Raw genomic sequence first — 14,748 nt, forward strand, 5'->3', positions numbered from 1 at the left:
AACCGTCTGACAATACTGACCGGCGTTTTCGCACAACATCCCACGTTAGGGGCAACCTTTTCCTACGAACTGCCAGTATATAGAGCATAACGGCCAGCGACGACCGCGCATTCATGAATATGTGTAGGGATTTTGTATCGCTTTCAGCGCAGCTCGGCTATTTGCTATCTTCGCGTGTCCCCTAATCCAGAAGCCGCGTGCCAAGCGGCCTGCATGCCCTACAAAGAGAACAACGAGCGATGACTTCCGTGCCCAGCAGTATCGAGCAGCCCTCGCGGCCGCTGACCCGCAGTGACTACAAGACCCTTTCACTGTCCGCCCTGGGCGGTGCGCTGGAGTTCTACGACTTCATCATCTTCGTGTTCTTCGCCACAGTGGTCGGCAAGCTGTTCTTCCCGGCCGACATGCCCGAGTGGCTGCGCCTGATGCAAACCTTCGGCATCTTCGCCGCCGGCTATCTGGCGCGGCCGCTGGGCGGCATCATCATGGCCCACTTCGGTGATTTGTTGGGGCGCAAGAAGATGTTCACCCTGAGCATCTTCATGATGGCCCTGCCGACCCTGATCATGGGCCTGCTGCCAACCTATGCCCAAATTGGCATGTGGGCGCCGATCCTGCTGCTGCTGATGCGCGTGATCCAGGGCGCGGCCATCGGTGGCGAGGTGCCGGGCGCCTGGGTGTTCGTGTCCGAACACGTGCCTGCGCGCAACACCGGCTACGCCTGCGGCACCCTGACTGCAGGCCTGACGGCGGGCATTCTGCTGGGTTCGCTGGTGGCGACCCTGATCAACAGCGTGTACAGCGCCGAAGAAGTGGCCGATTACGCCTGGCGGATTCCGTTCCTGCTCGGCGGTGTGTTCGGCCTGTTCTCGGTGTACCTGCGCCGCTGGCTGCACGAAACGCCAGTGTTCGCCGAAATGCAGCAGCGCAAGGCGCTGGCCGAGGAATTGCCGCTGCGGGCCGTGCTGCGTGACCACCGTGGCCCGATCATCCTGTCGATGCTGCTGACCTGGATGCTGTCGGCCGGCATCGTGGTGGTCATCCTGATGACCCCGGCGCTGTTGCAGAGCTTCTACCACATCAGCCCGACCGACTCGCTCAAGGCCAACAGCCTGGCGATCGTGCTGCTCAGCCTTGGCTGCATCGGCGCCGGCAGCCTGGCCGACCGCTTTGGTGCGGGCCGCGTGTTCGTGATTGGCAGCCTGTTGCTGCTGGCCAGTTCCTGGGCCTTCTACCACAGCCTGCCGACCCGGCCTGAGCTGTTGTTCCCGCTGTACGCGGTGACTGGCCTGTGCGTGGGCGTGATTGGCGCTGTGCCCTATGTGATGGTCAAGGCGTTCCCGGCGGCGGTGCGCTTCAGCGGGCTGTCGTTCTCGTACAACGTGGCCTACGCGATTTTCGGCGGGCTGACACCGATGGTGGTGACGGCGCTGCTGAAGGTGAGCCCGATGGCGCCGGCCTACTACGTGGCGGGGCTGTGTGCCGTTGGTCTGGCCGTGGGCCTGTACTTGCTCGCCAATAAGCGCTGATCTGCTTCGAGGCTACCCGCGAAAAGGCCAGACCTGCTTACAGTGATGGCCTTTCATCCAATTGTCACAATGAAGTCATATCGTGTTCATGCGGCCTGCCGATACTTGGGCCCGTTCCATCCAACACCCCCATATTCCTGCTAGGAGCAAGGCATGAAACTGAAGCGTTTGATGGCGGCCCTCACCTTTGCCGCCGCTGGCGTTGCAACCGCCAACGCGGTAGCCGCTGTCGATCCTGCGATCCCGACCTACACCAAGACCACCGGTGTTTCGGGCAACCTCTCCAGCGTTGGCTCCGACACCCTGGCGAACCTGATGACGCTGTGGGCCGAGGCCTACAAGAAGGAATATCCGAACGTAAACATCCAGATCCAGGCGGCCGGCTCCTCCACCGCGCCACCCGCGCTGACCGAAGGCACCGCCAACCTCGGCCCGATGAGCCGCAAGATGAAGGACGTCGAGCTGCAGGCCTTCGAGCAGAAGTACGGTTACAAGCCGACCGCCATCCCGGTTGCTGTCGACGCCCTGGCCGTGTTCGTGCACAAGGACAACCCGATCAAGGGCCTGACCATGGCTCAGGTCGACGCCATCTTCTCTTCCACTCGCCTGTGCGGTGGCAAAGCCGAAATCAAGACCTGGGGCGACGTGGGTGTGACCGGCGACCTGGCCAACAAGCCAATCCAGCTGTTCGGCCGCAACTCGGTATCGGGCACCTACGGCTACTTCAAGGAAGAAGCCCTGTGCAAAGGCGACTTCAAGCCTAACGTCAACGAACAGCCTGGCTCGGCTTCGGTGGTGCAGTCGATCAGCTCTTCGCTGAACGGCATTGGCTACTCGGGTATCGGTTACAAGACTGCCAGCGTCAAAACCGTAGGCCTGGCCAAGAAAGAAGGCGGCGAGTTCGTTGAAGACAACGAAACCAACGCCCTGAACGGCACCTACCCGCTGTCGCGCTTCCTGTACGTGTACGTCAACAAGGCCCCGAACAAGCCTCTGGCCCCGCTGGAAGCCGAGTTCGTCAAGCTGGTGCTGTCGCAAGCTGGCCAGCAGGTCGTGGTGAAGGATGGCTACATCCCGCTGCCGGCCAAAGTCGTCGACAAGACCCTGGCTGACCTGGGCCTGTCGCACGCCGGTAACGTTGCAAAGAAGTAAGTAACTGAAGAAGAGGCCGGTGCCGATGCCCGGCCTCTTCCACGAAATTCCAGTCCGAAGCCAGGTTCCCTGTGCGGCGGGCTTTCGCGCGTCACCACTTTGTAATGTTTTTGTCACACGGGACCGCTAGGGTGTGCGCATGAATGATCTGGCCAATTCCAACATGACCCAAAACTCCCAGCCCGTGCGCATTGATTTCAATACGCCCGAGTTGCAACGCAAGCGCCGCATGCGTGCGCTCAAGGACCGCCTGACCCGCTGGTATGTACTGGTGGGCGGGCTTGCCGTTCTGGCGGCCATCACCCTGATCTTCTTCTACCTGGCCTATGTGGTGCTGCCACTGTTCCAGGGCGCCGAGCTGACCAGCAAGAAAGCCCTGGCGCCAACCTGGCTGCAGCAGGATGCCGGCAAGCCGCTGATGATCGCGCTAGAAGAGCAGAACCTGGTGGGGATGCGAGTTTCGGACAAGGGCCAGGCATTGTTCTTCGATACCAAGACCGGTAACGAGCTCAAACGTGTCGACCTGCCTGTGCCGGCAGGCACCCAGGTTACGTCGATCAGTGCCGACCAGCCGGGTAGCCCGCTGGTGGTGCTGGGCTTGTCCAATGGCCAGGCGCTGGTGTTCCACCACACCTACAAGATCACCTACCCGGACAACAAGAAAACCATTAGCCCAGGCATCGACTACCCGTACGGCGAGCAGCCGTTCGTGCTCGACGAACAGGGCCGTGCGCTGGAGCACGTCAGCGTCAACGTCAATGGCGACACCTTGCTGCTGGCCGGCTCCACCGGCGCGCATCTGCAGGTGCTGGAGCTGACCCGCACGGAAAACATGATGACCGAAGAGGTCACCACCGAGCAGAACCGCATCGAACTGCCGCAAATGACCGAAGTGGTGAAGAACATCTTCATCGATCCGCGCCAGCAGTGGTTGTACGTGATCAACGGCCGCGCCACTGCCGACGTGTTCAGCCTGCGCGACAAGAGCCTCAACGGCCGTTACAAGCTGTCTGAAAGCGGCGATACCGAAATCACCGCCACGGCCCAGCTGGTTGGCGGCATCTCGCTGATCATCGGTGACTCCAAAGGCGGCCTGGCCCAGTGGTTCATGGCCCGCGACCCGGATGGCGAGTCACGCTTCAAGCAGATTCGTACCTTCCAGATGGGCAAGGCGCCTATCGTGCAGATCGACGCGGAAGAGCGCCGCAAAGGCTTCATCGCGCTGGACGCAGACGGCAAGCTGGGCGTGTTCCACAGCACCGCGCACCGCACCCTGCTGGTCGAGCCGGCTGCCGAAGGCCCAGGTATCCTGGCCCTGTCGCCACGCGCCAATCGCATCATCATCGAAGAAGGCGGCAAACTGCTGCCCTTGAGCCTGCGCAACCCGCACCCGGAAATTTCCTTCAGCGCGCTGTGGGGCAAGGTGTGGTACGAGAACTACGACGAGCCGAAATACGTCTGGCAGTCGACCGCCTCGAACACAGACTTCGAGCCCAAGCTGAGCCTGTCGCCGCTCACCTTCGGTACCTTGAAGGCCGCGTTCTACGCGATGATCCTGGCCGCCCCGCTGGCCATCGCCGCCGCCATCTACACCGCCTACTTCATGGCCCCGGGCATGCGCCGCAAGGTCAAGCCGGTGATCGAACTGATGGAAGCGATGCCCACGGTAATCCTTGGCTTCTTCGCCGGCCTGTTCCTGGCCCCGTACCTGGAAGGCCACCTGCCGGGCGTGTTCAGCCTGTTCCTGCTGATGCCGGTTGGCATCCTGCTGGCCGGCTTCGCCTGGACCCGCCTGCCGGAGTCGATTCGCCTGCGTGTGCCGGATGGCTGGGAGGCGGCGATCCTGATTCCGGTCATTCTGTTCACCGGCTGGTTCGCCCTGACCATGAGCCCGCACCTGGAAAGCTGGTTCTTCGGCGGCGACATGCGGCTGTGGATCACCAACGATCTGGGCATCACCTATGACCAGCGCAACGCCCTGGTCGTGGGTATCGCCATGGGCTTTGCAGTCATCCCGAACATCTATTCCATTGCCGAAGACGCCGTGTTCAGCGTGCCGCGCAGCTTGACCCTGGGCTCGCTGGCCCTGGGCGCGACGCCCTGGCAGACCCTGACCCGCGTGGTCATCCTCACCGCCAGCCCGGGTATCTTCTCGGCGCTGATGATCGGCATGGGCCGTGCGGTGGGCGAGACCATGATCGTGCTGATGGCCACCGGCAACACCCCGGTGATGGAGATGAACCTGTTCGAGGGCATGCGCACCCTGGCCGCCAACGTGGCCGTGGAAATGCCGGAATCGGAAGTCGGCGGCAGCCACTATCGCGTGCTGTTCCTGGCCGCTCTGGTGCTGCTGATGTTCACGTTCGTGATGAACACCTTGGCCGAGCTGATTCGCCAGCGTCTGCGCAAGAAATACTCGTCGCTTTGATAGAAAGGTAGCGATCCGTGAAAAAGGATTCCCTCAAAGGCTGGTTCAAGAGCGGCGCCCCCGGCGTCTGGATGAGCGGCGGCGCGGTGGCCATGGCGGTGATCATGACCGTCGGCCTGCTGGCGGTGATTGCCGTGCGCGGCCTGGGCCACTTCTGGCCGGCCGATCTTGTACAGGCCACCTACAAGGTGCCGGGCCAGGCTGACCACGTCGTCATCGGCGAAGTGGTACAAAAGGAAGAAGTGCCACGCGCCCGCCTGAAGGGTGCCGGCCTGCCGGTACCAGACCAGGGCCCGGAGTTCATGACCCGTGAACTGATCAAGATTGGTAACCGCGACCTCAATGGCAGCGACTTTACCTGGGTGGTCGGCGACTGGCTGGTTGACGAAAAACGCCCGGCCGACCTGATCGCCCTGGAACGCCGCGAGTGGGGCAACTTCTACGGCTACCTGGTCAGCGTCAAGGAAGAAGGCCGCGTGGTGGCCGAAGGCCCTGCCGCCTGGCACGAACTGCAGGCCCGCCTCAAGCGCGCCAACCAGCTCAACGGCGAGTTGCAGCAGCTTGAGAAGAAGGACATCGGCGCCATCAACCATGGCCTCGAGCGCCTGCGCCTGCAGGCCCGCAAGCTGGAGCTGGACGGCAAGCTGGACGCCGCTGCCCAGGCCGACATGGACGCCGACCGCGCCGAGCTGAACAGCCGCTACAAGGCCATCGAAGACCGCCTGACCGGCCTGCACCAGGCCTTTGCCCGCGACAGCCTGGTGGCCCGCGATGGCAACGGCCGTGAAGTGGAAATCAACCTGAGTAAGGTGGTGCATGCCATCCAGCCGAACGGCATGTCCGGCTTCACCAAGCTGGGTACCTACTTCGCCAAGGTCTGGGAGTTCCTCAGCGACGACCCGCGTGAAGCCAACACCGAGGGCGGTATCTTCCCGGCCATTTTCGGCACCGTGATGATGACCCTGATCATGGCCGTGATCGTCACCCCGTTCGGCGTTCTGGCTGCGGTCTACCTGCGTGAGTACGCCAGGCAGGGGCCGGTGACACGGCTGATCCGCATTGCCGTGAACAACCTGGCCGGCGTGCCGGCGATCGTCTACGGCGTGTTTGGCCTGGGCTTCTTCGTCTACGTGCTGGGTGGCTCGATCGACCGCCTGTTCTTCCCTGAAGCGCTGCCGGCACCGACCCTGGGTACCCCGGGCCTGCTGTGGGCATCGCTGACCCTGGCACTGCTGGCCGTGCCGGTGGTGATCGTGGCCACCGAAGAAGGCTTGGCGCGTATTCCGCGTACCGTGCGCGAAGGCTCGCTGGCCCTGGGCGCGACCAAGGCCGAAACGCTTTGGAAGATCGTCTTGCCCATGGCCAGCCCGGCCATGATGACCGGCATGATCCTCGCCGTGGCCCGCGCCGCTGGTGAAGTCGCGCCGCTGATGCTGGTGGGTGTGGTGAAGCTGGCGCCGTCGCTGCCGGTGGACGGTAACTACCCGTACCTGCACCTGGACCAGAAGATCATGCACCTGGGCTTCCACATCTATGACGTCGGCTTCCAGAGCCCGAACGTCGAGGCCGCGCGGCCGCTGGTGTATGCCACTGCGCTGTTGCTGGTGCTGGTGATCGCGACCCTCAACCTCTCGGCCGTGTGGATCCGTAACCACCTGCGCGAGAAGTACAAGGCCCTCGACAGCTGACCCTGATTGCAAGCGTGCCGCCCACCAGCCGGGCGGCCCTTTGAAACGAATTGATAGCGTATGGAGTAGACCATGCAGCAAGATTCCCATACCCACGGCATCGACATGTCTGCCCTGGGCCGCAACAAGCAGAGCCTGCGCCTGGCCGAAGAAACCGTGGCCATCGAAGTACCTGGCCTGAGCCTGTTCTACGGCGACAAGCAGGCGTTGTTCGACGTCAGCATGAACATCCCCAAGCAACGCGTGACTGCCTTCATCGGCCCGTCCGGCTGCGGCAAGTCTACCCTGCTGCGCACCTTCAACCGCATGAACGACCTGGTTGACGGCTGCCGCGTGGAAGGCGCCATCAACCTGTACGGCAACAACATCTACCGCAAGGGCGAGGACGTGGCCGAGCTGCGCCGCCGTGTGGGCATGGTGTTCCAGAAGCCCAACCCGTTCCCCAAGACCATCTACGAGAACGTGGTCTACGGCCTGCGTATCCAGGGCATCAACAAGAAGCGTGTGCTCGACGAAGCCGTCGAGTGGGCGCTGAAGGGCGCAGCCCTGTGGGACGAGGTCAAGGACCGCCTGCATGAGTCGGCGCTGGGCCTGTCCGGTGGCCAGCAACAGCGTCTGGTCATCGCCCGCACCATCGCCGTGGAGCCGGAAGTGCTGCTGCTCGACGAACCGTGCTCGGCGCTGGACCCGATTTCGACCCTGAAGGTCGAAGAGCTGATCTACGAATTGAAATCCAAGTACACCATCGTCATCGTGACCCACAACATGCAGCAGGCGGCCCGTGTTTCGGATTACACCGCGTTCATGTACATGGGCAAACTGGTCGAATTCGGGGATACCGACACCCTGTTCACCAACCCGGCGAAGAAGCAGACCGAAGACTACATCACCGGTCGCTACGGTTAAGCGGCGCTCGTGATGAGCACCTGGCCTCCTACAGGGCTGCGTTACCAAAGGACAAAACGATGATCAACAAAGAAAGCCTTACGCACCACATTTCCCAGCAGTTCAACGCCGAGCTCGAAGAGGTGCGCAGCCACCTGCTGGCCATGGGCGGGCTGGTTGAAAAGCAGGTCAACGACGCGGTCACCGCGCTGATCGAAGCCGATTCTGGCCTGGCCCAGCAAGTGCGCGAGGTTGACGAGCAGATCAACCAGATGGAGCGCAACATCGATGAGGAGTGCCTGCGTATCCTTGCCCGCCGCCAGCCGGCCGCCTCGGACCTGCGCCTGATCATCAGCATCTCCAAGTCGGTGATCGACCTGGAGCGCATTGGTGACGAGTCGACCAAGATCGCCCGTCGCGCCATCCAGCTGTGCGAAGAAGGTGAATCGCCGCGTGGCTACGTCGAGGTTCGTCATATCGGTGACCAGGTGCGCAACATGGTCCGTGATGCACTGGACGCCTTTGCCCGCTTCGACGCCGACCTGGCGTTGTCGGTGGCCCAGTACGACAAAACCATCGACCGTGAATACAAGACCGCGCTGCGCGAGCTGGTGACCTACATGATGGAGGACCCGCGCTCTATTTCGCGGGTGCTGAGCGTGATCTGGGTTCTGCGCTCGCTGGAGCGAATTGGCGACCATGCGCGCAACATCTCCGAGCTGGTGATCTACCTGGTGCGCGGCACCGACGTACGTCACATGGGCCTCAAGCGCATGACAGCAGAAGTGCAGGGCACAGCTGTCGCTGATGGCGAAAAGGCTAATGTTTCGGGCGAATCTGACGATAACTAAGGTTGCTCCCGAGCATCGACGCCCGGCCTTGGCCGGGCGTTTTCGTTTGCGGTCGAGCGCCTGCAGGCACCCGCGAACGATGTGAAGAAGTCCCGGCGTGACCAGGTTGTAGCAAATGGCCATTATTTGGCAGTAGGCTAGTCGGGGTTCAAAAGGAGTATCGATGAGTAAAGTGAATGTGCTGGTCGTGGATGACGCGCCGTTTATCCGTGACCTGGTCCGCAAATGCCTGCGCAGTGCCTTCCCGGGCATGGCCATCGACGACGCGGTCAACGGTCGCAAGGCCATGGCCATGCTGGACAAGGAAGCGTTCGACCTGGTCCTGTGCGACTGGGAAATGCCGGAAATGTCGGGCCTGGAACTGCTTACCTGGTGCCGCCAGCAGCCTGCGCTGAAAAACCTGCAGTTCATCATGGTGACCAGCCGTGGCGACAAGGAAAACGTCATTCAGGCGATCCAGGCGGGTGTTTCCGATTTTGTCGGCAAGCCGTTCACCAACGAGCAACTGCTGACCAAGGTAAAAAAGGCCCTGACCAAGATCGGCAAGCTCGACAGCCTGATGGCCAGCGGCCCGGCGCGGGTGAATTCGGCGTTTGCCAATGATTCGCTGAGTGCCCTGACAGGGGGCAAACCAGAAGCGGCCAAGGTGTCGGCCCCCGCACCGGCCCCGGCTGCCATCAAGCCATTTGCCGCAGCCCCCACGCCACCTGCCCCCGCACCGACCGGGCGTGGCCAGGGCCAGTTGCGACTGGCCAGCGGCATGCAGCCCTGTGTGATCAAGGCACTGAGCTTGAAGGAGGCCTTGCTGGTGGTACGCCGCAGCGAAGCGCTGCCGCAGGTGCTGGAAGGTGCGGTGCTGGACCTGGAGCAGGGTGAGAGCGCTGAAGTCGCGCGGTTGAACGGCTACCTGCATGCTGTCGCGGCATTGGAGCCCAAGCCCGACAGCGACTGGCTGCAGTTGACCTTCAAGTTCGTCGATCAGGACGCCCAGAAGCTCGATTACCTGTCGCGCTTGATTGCCCGTGGCACTGCACAGAAGCATTTCACCCCCGGCGCTTGACGCCAAAGCAGGGGCAGCACAGTGCTGCTCCTGCGCCATCCGACCAACTGCAATACCCGCCGCAAAACCCGCTGCTAGGCTTCGAGACATCAAAACTGTCAAAAAGCCACCATCATGCCCACGCGCCTGCTGCTGTTCTGTGCATTGCTCATGGTCTCGGCGTCGAGCCTGGGTGTGACCCTCTACAAGATCACCGACGATTCCGGTGTGGTCTCCTATTCCGACCGGCCAGGCCCGGGCGCCAAGCCCTTGGTGCTGCGCGAGCCCATGGTCGAAACGCTGGAGGGCCAGGTGCTGTTGAACGCCAGGACCTTCGACGGTGGCGTGAGCTTTTCGGCGCGCAACGAACTGCATGTACCCGTGGAGGTCGAGTTGCGACTGGACAATCTGGTGAACGCGCAAGGCGGTGATGCTCCGCGCATCGTGCGCCGCTTGCTGCCGCCGCGTACCACGCAAATGCTCAGTGTGCTCCGGGGGCGCCCCGGGCTGCTGCTGAACTACCGCTCGACCCTGCTGCAGGCCATGGGGGACCCGGGCATGCGGCCACAGGGCTTCCGTTACACATTCCCTTGGATTGGCGGGCCGTTCCGCGTCACTCAGGGCCCTAACGGGCGTGTCAGCCACTTTGGGCCAAAGGGGCGCTACGCCATGGACATCGCCATGCCTGAAGGCACCACCATCATTGCGGCGCGCGAAGGCGTGGTGGTGAAGACGGAAAACACCCAGAGCGGGCGGGGAACCAACCCTTCAGGGAATTTCGTCAGGATCCTGCACCCGGACGGCACCATGGGCGTGTACTTGCACCTGATGCGCGGTTCAGTGGTGGTGGCGCAGGGGCAGCGGGTACGGCAGGGGCAGGTACTGGCCAAGTCGGGCAATACTGGCAACAGCACCGGGCCGCACCTGCATTTCGTGGTGCAGCGCAATGTGGGGCTGGCGCTGGAGTCGATACCTTACCGGTTCGACAGGCCGATCAGCGGGTTACCGGACTTCACTGCCGGCAACCCCTGACCGATATCGTCATCAGTCCAGCTTCAGCACCTTGGCCAGCACGATCTTGGGCCCTTTCATCTTCTTGATGATGATGCGCAGCCCCTCGACCTCAAGCACTTCCTCTTCTTCAGGCACGCGCTTGAGCGTTTCGTAGACCAGCCCGGCCAGGGTCTCTGCCTCGATGTGGTCGAGGTCGACCCCCAGCAGGCGCTCGACTTTGAACAGCGGTGTGTCGCCGCGTACCAGCAGTTTGCCTGGCTGGTAAGCGAGGATGCCGCGTTCGGTCTTGCGGTGCTCGTCCTGGATATCGCCTACCAGCACTTCCAGCACGTCTTCCATGGTCAGGTAGCCGATAACCTTGCCGTCGGCTTCCTCCACCAGCACGAAGTGCGCGCCGCCCTTGCGGAACTGCTCCAGCAACTGGGCCAGCGGCATGTGCCGCGACACGCGCTCCAGGGGGCGGGCAAGGTCTTCCAGGTCGATGGTTTCGGGCAAGTGCTCCAGCTCGGCCAGCTCCAGCAGCAGGTCCTTGATGTGCAGCAGGCCGGTGAACTCTTCGCGCTCGGCGTCATACACCGGATAGCGGCTGAACTTGTGGCGGCGCACCAGGGCCAGGATCTGCTTCAACGGCGCATGGGCGTCGATGCTGACCATGTCCTCACGCGAGTTGGCCCAGTCGACCACCTCCAGCTCGCCCATTTCCACGGCCGACGCCAGTACGCGCATACCCTGGTCGCTTGGGTCCTGACCACGGCTGGAGTGCAGGATCAGCTTCAGCTCTTCACGGCTGTAATGGTGCTCGTGGTGCGGGCCAGGCTCGCCTTGGCCGGCAATACGCAAAATGGTGTTGGCGCTGGCATTGAGCAGGTAGATGGCTGGGTACATTGCCCAGTAGAACAGGTACAGCGGCACCGCGGTCCACAGCGACAGCAGCTCTGGCTTGCGGATGGCCCAGGACTTGGGCGCCAGCTCGCCGACCACGATGTGCAGGTACGAGATGACGAAGAAGGCGACGAAGAACGAGACGCCTTTGATCAGCTCGGGCGAGTCGACCCCGAAGTACGCCAGCAGCGGCTCGAGCAGGTGGGCAAACGCCGGTTCACCGACCCAGCCCAGGCCCAGCGAGGCGAGGGTAATGCCCAACTGGCAGGCTGACAGGTAGGCGTCGAGCTGATTGTGAACCTTGCGCAGGATGTTACCGCGCCAGCCGTGCTGCTCGGCGATGGCCTCGACGCGGGTGGCGCGCAGCTTGACCATGGCGAACTCGGCGGCAACGAAGAAGCCGTTGAGCAGCACCAGCAGGAAGGCAAAGATGATCATGCCGAAATCGGCGAATAACGAGGTGAGGCTGATACCAGGGGAAGGGTCCATGATGGAGTTTTTACGGGGTCCGTCTTAGAGATAGAGAGAAAAAAAGTGCCAGCTTTTGCTGGCACAGGGGATCCAATGTAGCGGCTGGAGCCGTAAAAGCAAAGGGTGGCGGATTTATTGCGGTCGCTGTGGGAGCGGGCGCGCCCGCGAAGGGCTGCACCGCAGCCCCAATATCAAACCTCGCCGTTGGCCAATTGTGCCGGCGCAAAGTGACAGGTAAAGGTGCTGCCATGCCCCGGCACACTGCTGATTTCCAGCTTGCCGCGATGGCGCATCAGCACATGCTTCACAATCGCCAGCCCCAGCCCGGTGCCACCGGTATTCGACGCGCGGCTGGAGTCCACCCGATAGAAGCGTTCGGTCAGGCGGGGCAAGTGCTTCGCGTCAATGCCCACCCCCGAGTCTTGCACCGACAAATGCGCACCCTGGGCATCGACCCACCAGCGGATGCGGATGTTGCCTTCGTCCTGGGTGTACTTGACGGCGTTGAATACCAGGTTGGAAAAGGCGCTGCGCAGCTCCGACTCGCTGCCCTTCAGTTTGACGCCGGGCGCAGCTTCCAGGCTGATGCGCTGGTTGCGTGGCCCGGACAGAGCCTGGGCGTCATTCTTGATGGCGGTGAGCAGGGCATCGATGGCCACCGGCTGGTTGTCCGACGGATAATCGGTGGCTTCCAGCTTGGCCAGCAGCAGCAGGTCGTTGAGCAGCGTTTGCATGCGTGAGCCTTGCTGGCTCATCTGCTGCAGGGCGCGGCTCCAGCGCGGGTTCACGTCCTCGACGTTGTCCAGCAAGGTTTCCAGGTAGCCGGTGATGACCGTCAGCGGCGTGCGCAGCTCGTGCGACACGTTGGCGACGAAGTCCTTGCGCATCTGCTCCAGCTGGTGAATGCGGGTGACATCGCGCACCAGCATCAGGTGTTCGTTGTTGCCGTAGCGGGTGATGTGCAGTTGCACGCGCATGCGGTCGTTGATGGGCGAGGGGATTTCCAGCGGTTCGAGGTAATTCTCCGCTTCGAAGTATTCCTTGAAGCGCGGGTGACGCACCAGGTTGGTTACCTGCTGGCCGCCGTCCTGTGGGGTTTTGAAGCCCAGCAGGGTCTCGGCGGCGCGGTTCCACCACTCCAGGTTGCCATCGCTGTCGAGCATGATCACGGCGTCGCGCAGCGCGGCGGTGGACTCCTGTACCCGGTCGATCACGGCCTGCAGGCGGCCACGCACGCGCTGGTCGCGGCGTTGCAGGTGGTAGATGCTGTCGAACACCTCGCCCCAGAGGCCGTAACCATCGGGCGGTGCCTCATCGGGTTGGTGATTGCGCAGCCAGTCGTGCAGGCGCAGCAGTTGCTTGAGGGTCCAGCCCAGGTAGAGGGCCAGGCCAATGGCCAGGCTCCAGCCATAGTAGCCGCTGGCCAGCCCGCCGATCAGGCAGACGGTAATCAGCAACAGCAGATGGCGAATCAGGGTCGCGTGCCAGTTTTGGTTCAATTGACGGTCCTTGTACAACAACGTGCAGCGTGGCGCTTTTGAACTCGATCAGCTCTTGGTCGAGAAGCGGTAGCCAGTGCCCCGGACGGTTTGTACCAGATTTTCATAGGCTTCACCCAGCGCCTTGCGCAGGCGACGGATGTGCACGTCGACCGTGCGTTCCTCGACATAGACGTTGCCGCCCCATACCTGATCCAGCAACTGGCCGCGGGTGTAGGCACGCTCCTGGTGGGTCATGAAGAACTGCAGCAGGCGGTATTCGGTCGGGCCCATCTCGGCCGGCTTGCCGTCGATGGTGACGCGGTGGCTGATCGGGTCCAGCAGCAGGCCGCCAACTTCGATCGGCGCCTCGCTGTCGCTCGGACCGGTACGGCGCAACACGGCTTTCAGGCGCGCCACCAGCTCACGCGGCGAGAACGGCTTGGTGATGTAATCGTCGGCACCCACTTCCAGGCCCTGGATCTTGTTGTCCTCTTCACCCTTGGCGGTAAGCATGATGATCGGGATGTCGCCGGTCAGCTCGTCGCGCTTGAGGCGGCGGGCCAGCTCGATGCCGGAGGTGCCTGGCAGCATCCAGTCGAGCAGGATCAGGTCCGGTTTGCGGTCGACGATGATCGCATGGGCCTGTTGGGAGTTTTCCGCTTCCAGGCAGTCATAGCCGGCCATTTCCAGGGCAACGGCGATCATCTCGCGAATGGGCGCTTCGTCGTCGACGATCAGAATGTTCCTGCCTACCATGCTCAAACCTCTCCTGGATACGGTGTCTTGGCCCGCATTAGATAACGGAATTATTGCAGCTGTGTGACAGGGTGTTGGCCGTTCTGGCGACATTCCGTGACTGAACTAGGCTTGAGAGGGCCGCAGTTGCGGCGACTCGAACTCAATCCCCCCGAAATAATGGTGAATCCAATGACACGACAAACGCTGAGCTGGATGGCCCTTTTCGCTGCGCTGGCGCTCCCGGGGGTGGCGTCGGCCCAACATGCCATGGAGAAGGACGGCATGTGGGTCGATCATGCCGGCATGACCCTGTACACCTTTGACAAGGATGCGGGAGGCAAGTCGATGTGCAATGGCGATTGCGCCACCAACTGGCCGCCGTTGAAGGTGATGGATGGCGAAAAGGCCGAGGGCAAGTGGACGCAGATCAAGCGTGATGACGGTTCGATGCAGTGGGCCTACGACGGCAAGCCGCTGTACACCTTCGTCAAGGACAAGAAGGCCGGTGACATGACCGGTGATGGCGTGAAGGACGTCTGGCACGTCGCCAAGCCTTGAGATTGTCGGGGCCGCTTCGCGGCCCCGACATA

At 62.5% G+C, this 14,748-nt stretch carries 12 protein-coding genes; 9 read left to right on the forward strand and 3 right to left on the reverse strand.

Annotated features, from left to right (window positions below; all coding sequences use genetic code 11):
* The first annotated feature begins 239 nt into the window (after window positions 1-239).
* From B9A31_RS00980 to B9A31_RS01015, 8 genes are all read left to right on the forward strand, one after another.
* Window positions 240-1,529, forward strand: coding sequence for an MFS transporter (locus tag B9A31_RS00980; protein WP_019096627.1), 1,290 nt, complete (start codon window positions 240-242; stop codon window positions 1,527-1,529).
* A gap of 153 nt (window positions 1,530-1,682) precedes the next feature.
* Window positions 1,683-2,681, forward strand: coding sequence for a phosphate ABC transporter substrate-binding protein PstS (locus B9A31_RS00985; protein WP_016712729.1), 999 nt, complete (start codon window positions 1,683-1,685; stop codon window positions 2,679-2,681).
* A 139-nt stretch (window positions 2,682-2,820) separates the two neighbouring features.
* Complete coding sequence (locus B9A31_RS00990; RefSeq protein WP_025754238.1) at window positions 2,821-5,109, forward strand: ABC transporter permease subunit; 2,289 nt, start codon at window positions 2,821-2,823, stop codon at window positions 5,107-5,109.
* A 71-nt stretch (window positions 5,110-5,180) separates the two neighbouring features.
* A complete protein-coding gene (gene pstA / locus B9A31_RS00995) occupies window positions 5,181-6,797 on the forward strand; it encodes a phosphate ABC transporter permease PstA (RefSeq protein ID WP_156866896.1) in 1,617 nt (538 codons plus the stop codon).
* 72 nt (window positions 6,798-6,869) lie between these two features.
* A complete protein-coding gene (pstB, locus tag B9A31_RS01000) occupies window positions 6,870-7,703 on the forward strand; it encodes a phosphate ABC transporter ATP-binding protein PstB (protein WP_012274853.1) in 834 nt (277 codons plus the stop codon).
* 59 nt (window positions 7,704-7,762) lie between these two features.
* Complete coding sequence (gene phoU / locus B9A31_RS01005; RefSeq protein WP_019096631.1) at window positions 7,763-8,533, forward strand: phosphate signaling complex protein PhoU; 771 nt, start codon at window positions 7,763-7,765, stop codon at window positions 8,531-8,533.
* Between the two features lie 163 nt (window positions 8,534-8,696).
* On the forward strand, window positions 8,697-9,593 hold the full coding sequence (locus tag B9A31_RS01010; protein WP_027614806.1) for a response regulator: 897 nt from the start codon (window positions 8,697-8,699) through the stop codon (window positions 9,591-9,593).
* Between the two features lie 114 nt (window positions 9,594-9,707).
* Window positions 9,708-10,604, forward strand: coding sequence for a peptidoglycan DD-metalloendopeptidase family protein (locus B9A31_RS01015; RefSeq protein ID WP_019096632.1), 897 nt, complete (start codon window positions 9,708-9,710; stop codon window positions 10,602-10,604).
* Window positions 10,605-10,616: 12 nt separating this feature from the next.
* Here B9A31_RS01015 and B9A31_RS01020 read toward each other — a convergent pair whose 3' ends face one another.
* The 3 genes from B9A31_RS01020 to phoB form a co-directional block, all read right to left on the reverse strand.
* Complete coding sequence (locus tag B9A31_RS01020; RefSeq protein ID WP_016712723.1) at window positions 10,617-11,957, reverse strand: hemolysin family protein; 1,341 nt, start codon at window positions 11,955-11,957, stop codon at window positions 10,617-10,619.
* Between the two features lie 173 nt (window positions 11,958-12,130).
* A complete protein-coding gene (gene phoR / locus B9A31_RS01025) occupies window positions 12,131-13,438 on the reverse strand; it encodes a phosphate regulon sensor histidine kinase PhoR (RefSeq protein ID WP_019096633.1) in 1,308 nt (435 codons plus the stop codon).
* A 48-nt stretch (window positions 13,439-13,486) separates the two neighbouring features.
* Complete coding sequence (gene phoB, locus B9A31_RS01030; RefSeq protein ID WP_003253341.1) at window positions 13,487-14,176, reverse strand: phosphate regulon transcriptional regulator PhoB; 690 nt, start codon at window positions 14,174-14,176, stop codon at window positions 13,487-13,489.
* A 171-nt stretch (window positions 14,177-14,347) separates the two neighbouring features.
* Between phoB and B9A31_RS01035 the strand changes: the two genes are divergently transcribed.
* Window positions 14,348-14,716 carry a COG4315 family predicted lipoprotein gene (locus tag B9A31_RS01035; RefSeq protein ID WP_016712721.1) on the forward strand — a complete coding sequence of 123 codons (369 nt, stop codon included), beginning with the start codon at window positions 14,348-14,350 and terminating at the stop codon, window positions 14,714-14,716.
* Window positions 14,717-14,748: the final 32 nt, after the last annotated feature.

Origin of the sequence: Pseudomonas sp. URIL14HWK12:I5 (assembly GCF_900176445.1) — a bacterium.
Classification (GTDB): Bacteria; Pseudomonadota; Gammaproteobacteria; order Pseudomonadales; family Pseudomonadaceae; genus Aquipseudomonas; species Aquipseudomonas monteilii.